The organism is Streptomyces sp. NPDC088733 (assembly GCF_044751185.1).
In the GTDB taxonomy this organism is placed as follows: Bacteria; Actinomycetota; Actinomycetes; order Streptomycetales; family Streptomycetaceae; genus Actinacidiphila.
The window spans coordinates 132565-149016 of sequence record NZ_JBIVLH010000010.1 but is presented as its reverse complement, the minus strand read 5'-3'; the positions used below and the strand labels follow the sequence as shown (position 1 = coordinate 149016).

Sequence of the window (16452 nt, the reverse complement as noted above, 5' to 3'; positions counted from 1 at the left end):
GTCGCCCCGGCCCGGCGTCACAGGCGGCCCCAGCCGGTCTCCAGCACGGCCGTGGTGTCGCCCTTGGCGGCCCCGCCCGGCGGGATCACGGCCATCCCGTCGGCGGTGGCGATGCCGCGCAGCATGGCCGGCCCGCTGAAGCGCAGCGGCACGGCCTGCAACTCCTCGTCCAGGACCACCGGCACCAGGCGGGTGTCGGTGGGGTGGCCGGGGACGTCGCCGGTGAGGCGGACCGCGGACGGCACCGGCGCGGGCCGGCCCGCGAGCGCGCGCATCAGGGGAACGACCAGCGTGAGCACCCCGGAGACGGCCGCCAGCGGATTGCCCGGGAGGCCCACCAAGTGGCCGCCCCCGCCGGGAAGTCCGGCGAGCACCATGGGGTGGCCCGGCCGGACGGCGACCCCGTCCACGAGCAGCCGCGCGCCGATACCCGCGAGCACCGGGTGCAGGAAGTCGACCGGGCCGCCCGCCGTACCGCCGGTGGTGACCACCAGATCGGCGCCGGAAGCGGTGACCGCCTCCCGCAGCAGGCCGGCGTCGTCCTTCAGGCGGCGGTACGCGACGACATCGGCGCCCAGCGCGGTGAGCCAGGCGGGCAGGAACGGGCCGAGCGCGTCCCGCACCCGGCCGGAACCGGGCAGGCCGCGGTCCAGCAACTCGTCGCCGATGACCAGGATCTCGACCGCCGGGCGAACCGTCACCGGCAGTTCGTCGTAACCCGCCGCGGCGGCCAGGCCCAGCACCGCGGGCGTGACGAGGGCGCCGGTGGCCAGCAACTCGTCGCCGCTGCGGCACTCCTGGCCGCGCGGGCGCACGTCCTGCCCGGGTCCGGGGCCGCCCCGGATGGCGTGCAGCAGGCCGTCCGCGCCGACCCGGCTGTACTCGCTGCGCAGCACGGCGGTCGTCCCGGCCGGGAGCAGCGCGCCGGTGGCGATGCCGGTCGCGTGGCCGTCCGGCAGTGCGGCCAGGGCGCGTTCACCGGCCAGCACCCGGCCCTCGGGCCGCCAGGGGCCCGGTCCCGCGACGGCCCAGCCGTCCATCGCGGAGGTGTCGAAGGACGGCAGGTCGGTCAGGGCCGTCAACGGCTCGGCGAGCGCGCAGCCGAGGGCCTGCGCGAGCGGCTTGAGCACCCGCCGCAGGGGCGAACCGGCCGCGGCGGCGATGCGGCGGGCCTCGGGCCAGGGGGTGTCGCGGTGAACGTGACCGGGACGCGGCTGGTGCGGCGGATGCGGGATGTCGGTGTCCTGGTGGGCGTGGGGCACGGGGGCGGTGCCTTCCGGGCGCGGGGTCGCCGGGGCGTGCCGGTGGGGGCGGCCGCGACGCGCGTTGGCGAGAGCGAGGGCCTGGTCCAGCTCGTCGTCGACCGCCGCCTCGGCGGCCGCGAGGTCGACCGGCGGCGCGCTGTCCGGTCCGGTCGGGGTGTCCGGTCCGGTCGGGGTGTCCCGTGCGCCTCGCCTGCGGGTCTCGTCGGGTGCGCCGGGAACGCTCATGCCTCCGCTTCCCCGGCGTCCGCCTCCTTCGCCCAGCGCTCGGCCAGTTCGGCCGCCCGCCGGGCGGCCTCGGCTACGGCCTGCTCGCCGCCGCCGGCCGCGGCGGCCGCGTAGCCGACCAGGAAGGTGGTGAGGGGCGCCGCGGGGCGCGCCACCCCGTGCGCGGCGTCGCGCGCGAGATCCAGCAGCACTTTGGTGTCGACGTCGAGGTCGATGCCGAGTTCCGCCTTGACCGTGGCAATCCATTCGTCCAGCACGGTCCCATGCTCCCTGATCCGGGCCCTCGCTGTGGAGAGGTCGTCCCAGGTGTCGCAGTCGAAGGAGGCCCGGCCCGTGGGGTCGGCCAGCCGCCGCAGCCGCAGTTCCGCGGTGAGCAGGCGCAGCGGCAGACCGGACAGACCGCCGTGCTCCGAGGCGAGCAGCGCGATCTCACGGCGCAGCGACTCCGTGCGGTAGGCCGCCGCCAGCGGCTGGTCGCGGCCGTCCGGGTCGGTGAGGACGACGCCGTCGGGGGCCGCGGCGCCGTCCGGATCCCCCTGGTCGTGGCCGGACTCCGGGGCCGCCAGCTCCGTGAGCAGCGCCCTTACCGTCGCGGGGGACAGGAAGGGCAGGTCGGCGGCGAGCACGACGACGACGTCGGCGGTCACGCCCGCGCGCAGTCCCGCCGCGAGGGCGGGCAGCGGGCCGCCGCCGGGCGGTTCCTCACGGGCCCAGACGACCGGGCGGGCGGTGGCGCGGCGCGGGCCGACGACGACCGTCGTACCCGCGCCGGCGCACGCGTCCAGGACCCGGTTGATCAACGCCCGCCCCGCGACCGGCAGTCCGGGCTTGTCGGCCCCGCCGAGGCGCCGCGCGGCGCCACCGGCGAGGACGACGGCGTCGAAGGGCTCGTCTGGGGGCACGGCCGCGCCCGGCTGCGAAGTCATGCCCGGAGTATCGCCCAGTGAGCCGTGCTCACACCCCCCGCAGCAGGACCGCCGGCTGCTCCACGCAGTCGGCCACGTAGCGCAGGAACCCGCCGGCGGTGCCGCCGTCGCAGACCCGGTGGTCGAAGGTGAAGGACAGCTGCACGACCTGACGCACCGCCAGCTCCCCTTGGTGCACCCATGGCTTGGGTGCTATCCGGCCGACTCCCAGCATCGCGGCCTCAGGGTGGTTGATGATCGGCGTGGAGCCGTCGACGCCGAAGACGCCGTAGTTGTTGAGCGTGAAGGTGCCGCCGGTCAGTTCGGCCGGGGTCAGCCGGCCGGCCCGCGCGGCCTCGGTGAGCCGGACGATCTCCGCCGAGAGCTCGTCCGTGGTGCGTGCCTGCGCGTCCCGTACGACGGGGACGACCAGGCCCCGGTCGGTCTGGGCGGCGAAGCCCAGGTGCACGGCGGGCAGCCGGACGATCTCGCCGCGCTCGGTGTCCACCGTGGCGTTGAGGTCGGGGTGGCGGGCGAGCGCCGCGGTGCAGATACGCGCGAGCAGGGCAAGTACGGACACCTTCGGACCGCCCGCCGCGTTCATCGCGGCCCGCGCCGCGAGCAGTTCGGTGGCGTCGGCGTCCACCCAGCACGTGGCGTCCGGGATCTCCCGGCGGCTGCGGCTGAGCTTCTCGGCGACGGCTCCGCGGATGCCCTTGAGCGGTACGCGGGTGCCCTCGGCGGCCGGCGCCGCGGGCGCGGTCTCCGCCGCGGGCACCGCGACGGCGCGCTCGACGTCCGCACGCAGGATCAGCCCGTCGGGGCCGGTCCCCTTCAGCGCGCGCAGGTCGAGCCCGTGCTCGCGGGCGATGCGCCGCACCAGCGGCGAGATGACCGCCACCGGCCCGGCCGAGCGGTCGTCGGCCACAAGGCGCGGGGCGGGAGCAGGCGCGGGCGCGGGCGCAGGCGCGGGCGCGGTGACAACCGCGGGGGCGGCCGCCGTCGCGAGCACCTGGCGGACCCGCCGGCGCCGCGCCGCGGGACCGCTCGTCCCGTAGCCGACCAGGACGTTCCCGGAACCGGAGTCCCCGCCGGGCGCGGCACCGCCGGCGCCCGCCGGACCCGCGTCCTCCGGGGACCGGGACTCCACCGCGACGGTGATCAGCGGGCGCCCGACGTCGAGGGTCTGGCCCTCCTCGCCGAAGCGGGCGGTGACGACCCCCCCGTAGGGGCACGGCACCTCCACCACGGCCTTGGCCGTCTCGACCTCGACGACCGGCTGGTCGATGGCGACGACGTCACCGACCCGCACCATCCACCGCACGATCTCGGCCTCGGTCAGGCCCTCGCCGAGATCGGGCAGCAGGAACTCGCGGACGACGGCCATCACGCCCCTTCCCACTGCAGCCGGCCGACGGTGTCGAGGATGCGGTCGACACCGGGCAGGTGGTGCCGCTCCAGCATCGGCGGCGGATACGGGATGTCGAACCCGGCGACCCGCAGGACCGGGGCCTCCAGGTAGTGGAAGCAGCGCTCGGTGACCCGGGCGGCGATCTCCGCGCCGATGCCGCCGAAGCCGGAGGCCTCCTGGACGACGACCGCGCGCCCGGTGCGCCGCACCGACGCCACCACCGTCTCGTCGTCGAAGGGCACCAGGCTGCGCAGGTCCACGACCTCCAGGTCCCAGCCCTCGTGCACGGCGGCCTCCGCGGCCTCCATGCAGACCGGCACCGAGGGGCCGTAGGTGATCAGCGTCGCCGAGCGGCCGGGACGCCGGACCACCGCCGTGCCGATCGGCGCCACCTGCTCCGGTGCCTCCGCCGACCAGTCGGCCTTCGACCAGTACAGCCGCTTGGGCTCCAGGAAGATCACCGGGTCGTCGGAGGCTATCGACGCACGCAGCAGGCCGTAGGCGTCGGCGACGGTGGCCGGGGTGACGACGTGCAGGCCCGGGGTGTGGGTGTAGTACGCCTCGGAGGAGTCGCTGTGGTGCTCCACGCCGCCGATGCCACCGCCGAAGGGCACACGGATGGTGATGGGCAGCGGCATCGTGCCGCGCGTGCGGTTGCGCATCCGGGCGACATGGCTGACCAGCTGCTCGAACGCGGGGTAGGCAAATGCGTCGAACTGCATCTCGACGACGGGGCGCATGCCGTACATCGCCATGCCGACGGCGGTGCCGAGGATGCCGGCCTCGGCGAGCGGGGTGTCGGTGCACCGGGTGTCGCCGAATTCCGCGGCGAGGCCGTCGGTGATGCGGAAGACGCCGCCGAGGGTGCCGATGTCCTCGCCGAAGAGATGGACGGCCGGGTCGGCGGCGAGGGCGTCGCGCAGGGCCCGGTTGAGGGCCTGCGCCATGGTCGCGGGCTTGCGCGCGGCGGCGACCGGGGTCGTGGTCGTGGTGCTCATGACTGGGCCTCGGCCTCCAGCTCGGCCTGCAGCATCGCGGCCTGCTCCCGCAGCTGCGGGGTCGGCTCGGCGTAGACGTGGGCGAACAGATCCATCGGGTCCAGGACCGGGTCCTGGTTCATACGCTCGCGCAGATCGGCCGCCATGGCCTCGGCGTCCTTCTCGGCCTGCGCGGTCAGCGCCTCGTCGAGCAGGTCGCGGGAGCGCAGCGCGCGCTCCATCACGGCGATCGGGTCGTGCTCGCGCCAGGCCTCGACCTCGGCGTCCTCGCGGTAGCGGGTGGCGTCGTCGGCGTTGGTGTGGGCGTCGATGCGGTAGGTGACGGCCTCCACCAAGGTGGGTCCGCCGCCCTCGCGGGCGCGGGCGACGGCCTCGGCCAGTACCGAGTGCACGGCCGCGATGTCGTTTCCGTCCACAAGGCGGCCGGGCATGCCGTATCCGACGGCCTTGTGCGCCAGCGAGGGCGCGGCCGTCTGCTTGGCGAGGGGCACCGAGATGGCGAAGCCGTTGTTCTGCACGAGGAAGACCACGGGCGCGCGCCAGACGGCGGCGAAGTTCAGCGCCTCGTGGAAGTCGCCCTCACTGGTGCCGCCGTCGCCGACCATGGCGAGCGCCACGACGTCGTCGCCCTTGAGGCGGGCGGCGTGCGCGAGGCCGACGGCGTGCGGGAGCTGGGTGGCGAGCGGGGTGCTGAGGGGGGCGACGCGGTGCTCGTGCGGGTCGTAGCCGGTGTGCCAGTCGCCGCGCAGCAGCGTCAGCGCCTCGACGGGGTCGACGCCGCGGGCGACGGCGGCGAGGGTGTCGCGATAGCTGGGGAACAGCCAGTCCCGCGGCTCCAGGGCGAGCGCGGCGGCGATCTCGCAGGCCTCCTGGCCGGTGCTGGAGGGGTACACGGCGAGCCGGCCCTGCTTGGTCAGCGCGGTGGCCTGCCGGTTGTACCGGCGGCCGCGCACCAGCTGTCCGTACATCGAGGTCAGAAGTCCGGCATCGAGGGCGCCGGCCGCAGGGGTGCCGAGCAGCCGGTACGGCTCGGCATCGGGCAGCAGCGGCGCCGGATCGGTGCGGGGGTGCCAGACAGGCTGGTCCAGGACGGTCATCGCGAGCACCTCCTCGTGGGCGTGTTCGAATCGGGGCAGCGGGTATCGCTCCCCCTACCGATTGTTCGGTCGCCGGAGGCAGTTTGGCTACAGGTGTGTTCCGCCTGTGGACAAACGGTTCTGCACAGCCTGAGATGGAGCCAGTACGTCCATGGTAGGGAGGCTCGGGGGCGTGACGGATTCCCAAATTTCTCGGGGGAGCTCCCCCGAGGCCCAGCCCGCGGCGGCGGCCGACCCCGCCGCGGCGGTCCGGCCGCTGGACGCGATCGACCGCACGATCCTGCGCTACCTCCAGGAGGACGGCCGGGCGTCGATACGGTCGGTCGCCGAGCGGGTCCACGTGTCACGGGCGAACGCGTACGCCCGCATCAACCGGCTCATCGAGGACGGCGTCATCCGCGGCTTCACCGCCCGCGTCGACCACGAACGGGCAGGTCAGGGCGCGTCCGCGTACATCACCTTGAAGATCGTGCAGAACTCCTGGCGCACCGTGCGCGAGAAGCTGCTGGAGCTGCCGGGGGTGGCGCACATCGCCCTGGTCAGCGGGGACTTCGATGTGCTGATGCTCGTGCACACGCCGGACAACCGCAGCCTGCGGGAGCTGGTGCTCACCCGGATCCAGGCGGTGCCGGAGGTGCTCAGCAGCCGCACTCTGCTGGTCTTCGAGGAGACCGACCGGGTACTGACCGATTAGCCGGCGCCGCCCCCGCCGGAGCCGCCCGCGTACTTCGCCAGGAAGTCCGTCACGGTGGCCCAGTTGGCGTCGTCGGTGAGCATGCCCACCCCGTGCATGGGGCCGCCGACGATCTCCAGCCGGTTCTCGGGGGCCTTCGTCGTCGCCTTGTGCAGGGCCTTGCCGGCCTCGGCGAACTCGGTGTCGCCGGCCGCGGCCATGTAGAGCACCGGCGCCGTCAGACGGGGGACCGCGGAAGCGGCGTCCGTCACCCCGTAGTACTCGGGGGCGGACAGCGAGACCACGGCGTCGACCGGCGGGTTCACCTCCACGGCCCCCGCGAGGACGCCCGTGCCGCCCTTGGACGCGCCCATGAGCAGCACATGCCGGGCGCCCTTGGCGCGCAGCAGGGCCACGCCGGCGACGACCTCGGGCACCTCGCTGCCGTTGGAGTCGACGACCAGCACGCGGTAGCCGTCCCCGGCCAGCAGTTCCGCCTGCGGCATCCACTGGCACAGGTCGCCGTCCGACTGGTGCATCAGCAGCACGGCCGCGGCGCCCTTGCCGCCGAGCCAGGCGTCCACCGGGTTGCCCTCGGTGTCGTCGTAGGAGGTGGTCCCGGACTTGGCCTGTGCCTCGGTGAGACACCCGAAGTCCTCCGGCGGCGTTGCCCCGGCGGCGGCCTTCCCGTTTCCCGTGCCCCCGCAGCCCGCGAGAAGCAGCAGCACGGCGGTGGCCAGCGGGGCGCGTACACGGGCACGGACCGTCAAGGGCAGCATGCGCCGAGCGTGAGGGTTGGACTAGACCAACGTCAAGATATCCGCAGCCCGTCGAACGCCAGGCGCACCACGGCGTCCACGACCGCCGCGTCCTCCTGCTCCGCCGCCTCCGCCGCCGGCCCCGCGTTCCCGGCGCCCGGCACATGCGGCCGGTACCACTCGACAAGGGAGTTGATCATCCCGAAGAGCAGCCTGGTGGCGAGCCTCGGCGCCACGTCCACCCGCAGATCGCCCTCCGACACCGCGGACTTCAGCAGATCGGCGACCCGGTGGTCGAACTCCCTGCGGCGCTCCATGGCCCAGCGCTCGGTCTTGGTGTTGCCGCGCACCCGCAGCAGCAGCGTGACGTAGGGCAACTCCGTCATCAGCACCTCGGTGGTGCGCCGCGTGACGTACTCCAGGCGCTCGACGGCGCGCCCGCGCCGCGCCGCCGGCTCCTCCAGGATGCCGAACAGGCCGTCCAGGGCGCGCCCGACGGCCCGCTGCAGCAGTTCCTCCTTGCCCCGCACATGGTGGTAGATGGAGGACTTGGAGATGCCCGCGGCCTGCGACAGATGCTCCATGGACGTGCCGTCGTAGCCGCGCTCGTTGAAGACCTGCACGGCGACGGCGAGCAGCGAGTCCGGAGTGTAGGTGTCCCGCTTCGGGGCGGAGGTGTCGCGCGGTGCCATGGTCATGATTAGAGCAGTCCCCCCTTGGCCGCCGCGCGCCGGTTCAGCAGGCGGGACGGCGCGTAACGGCCGGTGGGACAGGCCTCGTGCAGACCGCGCAGCACCTCGACGACCCACGCCGGGCCCAGCTCGTCGCCCCACGCCAGCGGCCCGCGCGGGTAGTTCACGCCCAGCCGCATCGCGGCGTCGATGTCCTGCGGCGAGGCGACACCGCGCGCGACCGCGTCGGCGGCGAAGTCCACGAGCATCGCCACGGTACGGCTGACGATCATGCCCGGTGCGTCGTCGATGACGCTGACCTCCTTGCCCAGCGCCTGGAACAGCCCGATCGCGGCCCGCACCGTCTCCGGACGAGCCGTGTCGGCGGGTGCGACGGCGATACGGGTGGCGGCACGGTAGTCCAGCGCCAGGTCGAACTGCACCCAGTCGCCGGCGTCGTCGTCCTCCAGGTGGTCCGGCGTGGCCTGGATGCCGTTGGCCAGGTAGAGCCGCCCGCCGCCGGGCAGCTCCAGGTAGGCGTCGGAGGCGTCGGAGACGTCGCCGGCCACCACCTCGATGCCCGCCTCGGCGATCATCCCGGGCAGCCGGCCCGCCGGACCGGACGGGCTCACGTGCGCGGTCACCTTGGAGGGCGGGTCCTCGGGCCCGGCCGTGTGCGGCAGGGGCGGCGTCGCGCCCGGCGCGTGGTCGTACCAGCCGTGCCCCGCCTTGCGCCCCAGCCACCCGGACTCCACCAGGCGGCGCTGCGCGAGGGACGGGGTGAACTTCGGGTCCTGGAAGAAGGAGTCCCACACCGACCGCGTGACCGCCTCGTTCACGTCCTGGCCGATCAGGTCGGTCAGTTCGAACGGCCCCATGCGGAAGCCGCCGCTCTCCCGCAGCACCGCGTCGATGGTGGCCGGGTCCGCGACCCGCTCCTCGTACAGGCGGAACGCCTCGGCGTAGAAGGGGCGCGCGACGCGGTTGACGATGAAACCGGGGGTGTCGGTGCAGCGCACCGGAGTCTTGCCCCAGGCGGCGGCCGTGTCGTACGCGGTCTGCGCGGCCGCCTCGTCGGTGGCGGCGCCGGACACCACCTCCACCAGGGGGAGCAGCGGGGCGGGGTTGAAGAAGTGCAGCCCCACCAGGCGGCCCGGCCGGCGCAGCGCGCCGCCCACGGCGGTGACCGACAGGGAGGAGGTGTTGGTGGCCAGCAGGCAGTCCTCCGCGACCACGCTCTCCAGCGCGGTGAAGAGCTGCTGCTTGGCGCCGAGCTCCTCCAGGATCGCCTCGACGACCAGCGACGCTCCTGCCAGGTCCTCGATCGCCGGCGCGGCGGCCAGCCGGCCGCATGCCGCGTCGCGCTCCCCGGGGGTCATGCGGCCCTTCTCGACCAGCCGGTCCAGCCGCTCCGCGACGGCCCGCTCGGCCTGCTCGGCACGGCCCGGGCCGGTGTCGTGCAGCAGCACCGAGTGCCCCGCGACCAGCGCCACCTGCGCGATTCCCTGGCCCATGGTGCCCGTGCCGACAACGGCGATCGTGCTGGATCGGTCAAGAGCGCTCATCGTCGCCTCTGCTCCTCGCCACTTGTCCACAGGTTCGGCAGGCCCCCTTGTCCCGACCGAACATTCGGTTAATCTAGCCGTGTTGCCAGCACCCTGCCCACCCGTAGCACCAGCTCGACGAGGAGTTGGCCCCCATGGCTGCCGTTCTCACCGCTGTCCCGCTGATCGAAAAGCATCGCGAGACGCTCGACAAGGCCCTCGAGGCAATCCGTACTCGCGAGTACTGGTCTCCGTACCCCGAGCACCCCAAGGCATACGCCGACGCGGAGACCGGCAAGGCCGCGTTCGACGCGCTCCACGGCACCCGCTTCGACCTGGGGCAGCCCGGCACCGACGGCTGGACCGGCGGTGAGCTCTCCCCGTACGGGATCGAGCTCGGCACCGAGTACCCGCACCCCGACGTGGACGTGCTGCTCCCCGCGATGCGGGCCGCCATGCCGGCCTGGCGCGAGGCGGGCCCCGAGACGCGCGCCCTGGTGTGCCTGGAGATCCTGGCGCGGATCAACGCGCGCACCACGGAGATGGCCCACGCCGTCATGCACACCTCCGGCCAGGCCTTCATGATGGCCTTCCAGGCCGGCGGCCCGCACGCCCAGGACCGCGGTCTGGAGGCCGTCGCGTACGCCTACGCGGAGCAGGTGCGCACCCCGGGCGCGGCCGAGTGGACCAAGCCGCAGGGCAAGCGGGACCCGCTGGTCCTGCGCAAGGCCTTCACGGCGGTGCCGCGCGGCGTCGCGCTGGTGATCGGCTGCAACACCTTCCCGACATGGAACGGCTACCCGGGCCTGTTCGCCTCCCTGGCGACCGGCAACCCCGTGCTGGTCAAGCCGCACCCGCGGGCCGTGCTGCCGCTCGCGCTGACCGTGCGCATCGCGCGCGAGGTGCTCGCCGAGACCGGCTTCGACCCGAACCTGGTGTGCCTGGCGGCCGAGCGCCCCGGCGAGGGCCTGGCCAAGACCCTCGCCCTGCGGCCGGAGATCCGCATCATCGACTACACCGGCTCCACCGCCTTCGGCGACTGGCTGGAGGCCAACGCCCGCCAGGCGCAGGTCTACACCGAGAAGGCCGGCGTCAACACCGTCCTGATCGACTCCACGGACGACTACAAGGGCCTGCTGTCCAACCTGGCCTTCTCCCTGTCGCTCTACAGCGGCCAGATGTGCACCACCCCGCAGAACTTCCTCATCCCCCGCGACGGCGTGCCGACCGACGCCGGCCACAAGAGCTTCGACGAGGTGACGGCCGACCTCGCGGCGGCCGTGAGCGGTCTGCTCGGCGACGACGCCCGCGCCAACGCCCTGCTCGGCGCCCTGGTCAACCCCGATGTGAAGGCCCGGCTGGAGGCCGCCGCCTCTCTCGGCGAGGTCGCCCTCGCCTCGCGCGAGGTCGCCCACCCCGAGTTCCCCGGCGCCGTGGTCCGCACCCCGCTGATGGTCAAGCTGGACGGCGCCAAGCCGGACGACGAGGCCGCCTACATGTCGGAGTGCTTCGGGCCGGTGTCCTTCGCCGTGGCCATGGACTCCACGGACGACGCGCTGGAGCTCCTGCGGCGCACCGTCCGCGAGAAGGGCGCCATGACGGTCGGCGCCTACACGACCTCCCCCGAGGTGGAGGGGAAGGTCGAGGAGGTCTGCCTGGAGGAGGCCGCCCAGCTCTCCCTCAACCTGACCGGCGGGGTGTACGTCAACCAGACGGCCGCCTTCTCCGACTTCCACGGCTCGGGCGGCAACCCCGCCGCCAATGCCGCGCTGTGCGACGGCGCCTTCGTCGCGAACCGCTTCCGGGTCATCGAGGTCCGCCGCCCCGCCTGATCCGCGAGCGCCCGCACCACTGCCCCGTCCGGAGGAGCCCTGTCACTCCGGACGGGGCTCCTTTGTGCGCGCGTGGTGCCGCGACGCCTTCGCGCGGTTGCCGCACACCGCCATCGAGCACCAGCGGCGCCGGCGGTTCTGCGAGGTGTCGAAGAAGTGCAGGACGCAGCGGTCGTGGGCGCAGGCCCGGATCCGCCCCGGATCGGCGGCCAGCAGCTCCAGGTAGTCGTTGACGGCGATCCACGGTGCCCGCCAGGCCGGCAGGTCGGTCTCGACTTCCTCCGCCGGGCGTCCGTCGGGCCCGATGAGGCGCCGGACCCGCCCGTGGGCGAGTACCGCGTTCAGCCCGTCCAGTGCCTCCCGCGACGGCGCCCCGGGATCGCGCACCGCCACCGCGAGTGCCTCCCGGGCGGCGAGCAGCGCCTCCCGTGCCGCCGCATCCTGCGGGCAGTGCCCCGCCAGCTTGTTCGCCGCCAGCCAGACCGTCAGGCCGTCGGGCTCGGCCAGCAGGTCCCGCGGCCCGTCACCGGTCATCCACCGCGTGTTGAGGAGGTCCAGCGAAAGGGGTTCCCCGGGCAGCGGACGCGGGTCGATCACGGGCGACGACATGCCCCCCACTCTAACCCCCTTAGGGGTTGATACCGGTTGACCGTCTCCAGGCTAACCCTTACGTTCGTAGAGAACGGTTAACCCGGACGAGCCGGGCGACCACGACCGAGGGAGTCACCGCCCCCATGACCACAGCCGCCGCACCCACCTCCCTGCAGACGGGCCACGTCGGCCTCAACGTCACGGACCTCGACCGCTCCCTCGCCTTCTACCAGCGGGTCTTCGGCTTCGATGCCGCCGAGGGCGCCGACGGGGACCGCCGCTGGGCGTTCCTTTCGCTGGGCGGCGCCCTGGTCCTGACCCTGTGGCAGCAGAGCGAGGGCGACTTCGCCGCATCCCGGCCGGGCCTGCACCACCTGTCCTTCCAGGTCGACTCGGTCGAGGAGGTCCGGGCCGCCGAGGACGTGCTGCGCGAGCTCGGCGCCTCGTTCGCCCACGACGGCGTGGTCCCGCACGGCGAGGGCGCCCCGTCCGGCGGCATCTTCTTCGCCGACCCGGACGGCATCCGGCTGGAGATCTTCACCGCCTCCGGCGCCGACACCGCCCCCGCACCGCACGCGGAAGCCCCCACCTGCGGGTTCTTCTAACCGCGCGCAACGCACACGCGCACGTCCCGACCCGCTGTCCAGGAAGGACCACGGCATGACGACCGACACGGCGGGCACCTACCACCCCGGCGAGCGGGCCGTGCAGACCCGCGCCGGCGTCCTGGTCCGCGCCGACCATGTGGGCCGCGGCATCCGTGACGACGTCCCCGCCGTCGCCGCGGCCTTCCTGGAACAGCGCCGGATGATCGTCGTCGGCGCCGCCGACGCACGGGGACGGCTGTGGGCCTCGCTGCTCACCGGCCCGCCCGGCTTCGTGCGCTCCCCCGACGCGCACACGGTCGCCGTCACCGCCCGGCCGCACCCCGACGATCCGCTGGCCGCCGCCCTCGCGGGCCCGGCCCGGGTCGGGACGATCACCGTCGAACCGGAGACCCGGCGCCGTATGCGGGTCAACGGCACCGCCCGCCCGGACGGCGACGGCCTGCTGATCCGCACCGAGCAGGTGTACGCCAACTGCCCCAAGTACATCCAGCGACGCGAGCTGACCGCCGCGGGGCTGCCCCCGGCCACGGGCGGCCGCGCCACGCACGGCAGCGGGCTGACCGCCGCCCAGCAGGAATGGATCCGCGCCGCGGACACCTTCTTCGTCGCGACATCCGGCCCCGACGGTGCCGCCGACGCCTCCCATCGCGGTGGCAACCCCGGCTTCGTGACGGTGACGGACGACCACCGGCTGCGCTGGCCGGACTACAGCGGCAACTCCATGTTCATGACGCTGGGCAACATCACCACCCGGCCCGCGACCGGGCTGCTCTTCCCCGACTGGCGGACCGGCGGCGTCCTCATGCTGACCGGCACGGCCCGCGTCGCGTGGGACGGCGACCCGGACGGCGAGGACGGACGCGGCGTGGACTTCACCGTCACCGAGGCCGTCGAACTGCCCGGCCTGAGCACCCTGCGCTGGGGCGCCCCCGAGTTCTCCCCCGCCAATCCGCCGGTCCGGGAGGCCTGAGCGCTGCCCCTAGGCTGAGGCCATGAGCACGGACGACACCCGGCGGATCACCCGGGAATGGCGGGAGGCCGCACCTGGAGCCGTCCTGCTGGACGGCTTCCACGCGCTGAAGCACGCGCTGCGCTTCGGGGCCCGGATCCACACCGTGCTCACGTCCGACAAGGCCGCGGTCCTGGCCCTGGCGGCCGACCTGGCCGAGGACGTGGCCGCGGCCGTCGACACCCAGGCCGTCGAGGTCCCCGCGGACGTCCTGCGCGAACTCGTGCCCCGGATCCACCCGACGGGCATCGCCGCCCTCGCCGCGCGCCCCGGCCGGGAGGCGAATCTGCGCGTCCTGTCCGAGCAGCCGCGCAAGGCGCCCGTCGTCGTCCTCGACGGCCCGCGCAATCTCGGCAACGTCGGCGCCGTCATCCGTCTCGCGGCGGGCTTCGGCGCCACCGGAGTCGTCACGGTCGGCGGCCCCGACGACCTGGACCCCTGGCACCCGAACGTCGTCCGGGCCGGGGCCGGGCTGCACTACGCGACCGCGGTGGAGCGGCTGGCCCCCGACGCGCTGCCCCCCGGACCGCTCTATGTCCTGGACCCCGAGGGCGAGGACATCCGCCGCGTACCCCTTCCCGACGACGCGCTGCTGGCCTTCGGCTCGGAGCGGCACGGGATCTCGCCCGGTCTGCGGGCCCGGGCCACCCGGCTGCTGGCCGTGCCGATGCGCCCCCAGGTCTCCAGCTTCAACCTCGCGACGACGGTCGGCATGGCCCTGTTCCACTGGCTGCCGGACACGGCCGCCGTCACACCGGAAGGTCCGTAGCCGCGGGCTCCGCGGTGCCGCGGCCGGGGGCCGGCACCACGGGGCGCCCGCCGGCGTCGCCACGGCCCGCGCGTCCCCGGCGCACCAGCCGGCCGGCGCGGTCGCCGGCCCAGCGCAGGAAACCCGTCGGAAGGAAGACCGCGTCGGCCGCGATCATCGCCAGGGAGAAGATCGGCAGGCCGAGGACGACGGCGATCGAGGCGTGCTCAACGATCATCAGCGCGAGCAGCACGTTCTTCACGCGGCGGTTGAAGAGGGTGAACGGGAAGGCGACCTGGACGATCACCGTCCCGTACGTGATCACCATGACCATCAGGCCGCTGCTCGCCATCGCGTGCGACAGCTCCGGCCACGGGCTGAAGTCGTCCAGGTGGAGCGGGTAGTACAGCGCGGTGCCGTCCTGCCAGCGCGAGCCCTGGATCTTGTACCAGCCGGCCGTGGCGTAGATCAGGCACACCTCGACGACGATGACCAGCATCGCCGCGTTGTGCGTGATGTTGGCGAACACGTCGAGGAGCGTGCGCGGCTCACCGGGCGCATAGCGGCGCACTGCCCACCACACCGCCTGGAGCAGCAGGACGCCCCAGAGGAACGGGGTCCAGCCGAGCCACGGCAGCATCCCGTCGGCCCAGGTCAGGCCGGTGCTGCCGAGCAACTGCGCGATCAGGAGGAACAGGCCCAGGACGATCCACAGGGCGATCCCGGTGGCCTCGCCCTGCTGCTCGTCCCCGCTGCGCGCGCGGCGGCGGGCGTCGAGCGACCACACCTGGCCGCAGCGGGTGAAGACCAGGTAGATCGCCATCAGGTGGACGACGTTGTCGCCGCCGTCCCCCATGAAGACGCTGCGGTTCTGCAGCGACAGCACGCCGATCATGAACAGCAGCGAGGCGGTCCGGGTGCGCCAGCCCAGCAGCAGCATGACGCTCGCGGCGATGCCGGCGGCATAGACGAACTCGAACCAGACGCGACCGTCGCTCCACATCAGGACGGTGAAGGCGTGGTTGTCCGCGATCAGCCGGCTCGCCTGGGCCCAGCCCCACACGCCGTCGGGTCCGTAGAGCTCGTCGCGGTGCGGGAACTCGCGGAGCAGGAACAGCAGCCAGGTCAGCGCGATGCCGATCCGGACGACCGCGCTCTGGTACGGGCCGATGGCGGTGCCGGTGACGCGGACGAGGGCGCGTGTCAGCCCGCGGTCGGCCGCGGTGGCCAGGCCCGCGAAGGGCGACGGCACCTCGGACGGAGTGGGAACGGGCGCGGAAGCGGGGTCGGGAACGGGCGAGGGAGCCGGGACAACGGAGTGGTCCGGAGTGTTCACGGGCTCGGTCACGACGCGTCCTCCTGCCCCGCGGCGGCGGACTGGCTCCGCGGGGTCGCGATCCACCACGGGAGCACCTGGAAGGTGGTGCGCGTGTCGGTGTTCTCGGGGTTCCAGACCGGTGCGGCGACCGCCGTCGTGCCGGTGCGCACCTGGACGCGTTCCACGTCGCCGCCGTCGAGCCGGGGGCCGAGGCGCCGCTCCACGATCCTTTGCAGGTACTCGCGGCTGAGGTCGCCGCGCAGGCCGATCGGCTTGTTCTGGTCGCCGTGCGTGGTGCTGTAGAAGGTCCAGGCCCGGCGCAGCTCGTTCTGCTGGGTGTGGCTGGGGGCGATGTTGTGCCGGATCGCGGCGATGTCCATGGCCGTGAGGTCGACCCAGCCGGTGGTCGACTCGCCGGCGTCCGCCTTGCGGACCTCGGCGCGCGCCCAGACGTGGATGTTCTGCTGGAGCGGGTTGGGCGCGAAGAGCTTCCAGTTCTGCTCGAACTCGGGGTAGACGTAGTCGCCGACCAGGTCGCCGTGCTGCTTGGAGAGGGTGTTCTCCGGGGCGACGTGCAGGAACACCATGAGGAGGTGCACGGCCACCCCGACCAGCGCCGCGGCCAGCGCGAACGCGACCGCGATCCGGGAGGGCCGCGACAGCGCGAATATCCCGGTCGCTCCCCCGGGCCCTTCGGGTGGCTCCATGGTGGCTCTCGCTCCTGTTCCCGTGCGTCCGGTGTGTCCGGTACATCCGGCGGGTCCGGCGTCCCGCGCGGTTCACTCAGCACGGAACGGTA

16 protein-coding genes are annotated in these 16452 nt (G+C 73.8%); 5 read left to right on the top strand and 11 right to left on the bottom strand.

The window, feature by feature from the left end; genetic code table 11:
• Nucleotides 1–17 precede the first annotated feature (17 nt).
• From ACIP64_RS20300 to pdhA, 5 genes are read right to left on the bottom strand one after another with little or no spacing between them, the layout of a single operon-like run.
• Nucleotides 18–1490, bottom strand: a complete 1473-nt coding sequence (locus ACIP64_RS20300) for a molybdopterin-binding protein (RefSeq protein ID WP_401588465.1) — start codon at nucleotides 1488–1490, stop codon at nucleotides 18–20.
• On the bottom strand, nucleotides 1487–2416 hold the full coding sequence (locus ACIP64_RS20295; RefSeq protein ID WP_401588463.1) for an NTP transferase domain-containing protein: 930 nt from the start codon (nucleotides 2414–2416) through the stop codon (nucleotides 1487–1489). The genes ACIP64_RS20300 and ACIP64_RS20295 overlap by 4 nt, the downstream gene beginning before the upstream one ends.
• Nucleotides 2417–2444: 28 nt before the next feature.
• Nucleotides 2445–3782 carry a dihydrolipoamide acetyltransferase family protein gene (locus ACIP64_RS20290; RefSeq protein WP_401588460.1) on the bottom strand — a complete coding sequence of 446 codons (1338 nt, stop codon included), beginning with the start codon at nucleotides 3780–3782 and terminating at the stop codon, nucleotides 2445–2447.
• On the bottom strand, nucleotides 3782–4804 hold the full coding sequence (locus ACIP64_RS20285) for an alpha-ketoacid dehydrogenase subunit beta (protein ID WP_401588457.1): 1023 nt from the start codon (nucleotides 4802–4804) through the stop codon (nucleotides 3782–3784). Before ACIP64_RS20285 ends, ACIP64_RS20290 begins: the two co-directional genes overlap by 1 nt.
• Entirely contained in the window at nucleotides 4801–5901 is a 1101-nt protein-coding gene (gene pdhA, locus ACIP64_RS20280) for a pyruvate dehydrogenase (acetyl-transferring) E1 component subunit alpha (protein ID WP_401588455.1), read from the bottom strand. Before pdhA ends, ACIP64_RS20285 begins: the two co-directional genes overlap by 4 nt.
• 151 nt (nucleotides 5902–6052) lie before the next feature.
• Here pdhA and ACIP64_RS20275 point away from each other — a divergent pair, with 151 nt between their 5' ends.
• On the top strand, nucleotides 6053–6595 hold the full coding sequence (locus ACIP64_RS20275; RefSeq protein ID WP_360904689.1) for an Lrp/AsnC family transcriptional regulator: 543 nt from the start codon (nucleotides 6053–6055) through the stop codon (nucleotides 6593–6595).
• Here the strand turns inward: ACIP64_RS20275 and ACIP64_RS20270 are convergent.
• Genes ACIP64_RS20270 through ACIP64_RS20260 form a run of 3 tightly spaced genes read right to left on the bottom strand, consistent with a single transcriptional unit; the run spans nucleotide 6592 to nucleotide 9568 of the window.
• Nucleotides 6592–7353 carry an alpha/beta hydrolase family protein gene (locus tag ACIP64_RS20270; RefSeq protein WP_401588452.1) on the bottom strand — a complete coding sequence of 254 codons (762 nt, stop codon included), beginning with the start codon at nucleotides 7351–7353 and terminating at the stop codon, nucleotides 6592–6594. The two genes, ACIP64_RS20275 and ACIP64_RS20270, sit on opposite strands and share 4 nt — an antisense overlap.
• A 32-nt stretch (nucleotides 7354–7385) precedes the next feature.
• Nucleotides 7386–8030 (bottom strand): TetR/AcrR family transcriptional regulator, encoded by a 645-nt coding sequence (locus ACIP64_RS20265; protein ID WP_401588449.1) that lies wholly within the window; start codon nucleotides 8028–8030, stop codon nucleotides 7386–7388.
• Nucleotides 8031–8032: 2 nt separating this feature from the next.
• Nucleotides 8033–9568, bottom strand: coding sequence for a 3-hydroxyacyl-CoA dehydrogenase (locus tag ACIP64_RS20260; protein WP_401588446.1), 1536 nt, complete (start codon nucleotides 9566–9568; stop codon nucleotides 8033–8035).
• A gap of 134 nt (nucleotides 9569–9702) precedes the next feature.
• Here ACIP64_RS20260 and paaN point away from each other — a divergent pair, with 134 nt between their 5' ends.
• Nucleotides 9703–11379, top strand: a complete 1677-nt coding sequence (gene paaN / locus ACIP64_RS20255) for a phenylacetic acid degradation protein PaaN (RefSeq protein WP_401588444.1) — start codon at nucleotides 9703–9705, stop codon at nucleotides 11377–11379.
• Between the two features lie 42 nt (nucleotides 11380–11421).
• Here paaN and ACIP64_RS20250 read toward each other — a convergent pair whose 3' ends face one another.
• Complete coding sequence (locus ACIP64_RS20250) at nucleotides 11422–11988, bottom strand: CGNR zinc finger domain-containing protein (protein WP_401588442.1); 567 nt, start codon at nucleotides 11986–11988, stop codon at nucleotides 11422–11424.
• A 125-nt stretch (nucleotides 11989–12113) separates the two neighbouring features.
• Here ACIP64_RS20250 and ACIP64_RS20245 point away from each other — a divergent pair, with 125 nt between their 5' ends.
• From ACIP64_RS20245 to ACIP64_RS20235, 3 genes are read left to right on the top strand one after another with little or no spacing between them, the layout of a single operon-like run.
• On the top strand, nucleotides 12114–12575 hold the full coding sequence (locus tag ACIP64_RS20245) for a VOC family protein (RefSeq protein WP_401588439.1): 462 nt from the start codon (nucleotides 12114–12116) through the stop codon (nucleotides 12573–12575).
• A gap of 55 nt (nucleotides 12576–12630) precedes the next feature.
• Complete coding sequence (locus ACIP64_RS20240; RefSeq protein WP_401588437.1) at nucleotides 12631–13548, top strand: pyridoxamine 5'-phosphate oxidase family protein; 918 nt, start codon at nucleotides 12631–12633, stop codon at nucleotides 13546–13548.
• Nucleotides 13549–13570: 22 nt separating this feature from the next.
• Nucleotides 13571–14356, top strand: coding sequence for a TrmH family RNA methyltransferase (locus ACIP64_RS20235; RefSeq protein WP_401588434.1), 786 nt, complete (start codon nucleotides 13571–13573; stop codon nucleotides 14354–14356).
• On the opposite strand, the gene ACIP64_RS20230 is transcribed toward ACIP64_RS20235, so the two are convergent.
• Both ACIP64_RS20230 and ACIP64_RS20225 read right to left on the bottom strand, forming a co-directional pair.
• Nucleotides 14337–15683 carry an HTTM domain-containing protein gene (locus ACIP64_RS20230; protein WP_401588431.1) on the bottom strand — a complete coding sequence of 449 codons (1347 nt, stop codon included), beginning with the start codon at nucleotides 15681–15683 and terminating at the stop codon, nucleotides 14337–14339. The two genes, ACIP64_RS20235 and ACIP64_RS20230, sit on opposite strands and share 20 nt — an antisense overlap.
• Nucleotides 15680–16360, bottom strand: coding sequence for a DUF5819 family protein (locus ACIP64_RS20225; protein ID WP_401588429.1), 681 nt, complete (start codon nucleotides 16358–16360; stop codon nucleotides 15680–15682). Before ACIP64_RS20225 ends, ACIP64_RS20230 begins: the two co-directional genes overlap by 4 nt.
• Nucleotides 16361–16452 lie beyond the last annotated feature (92 nt).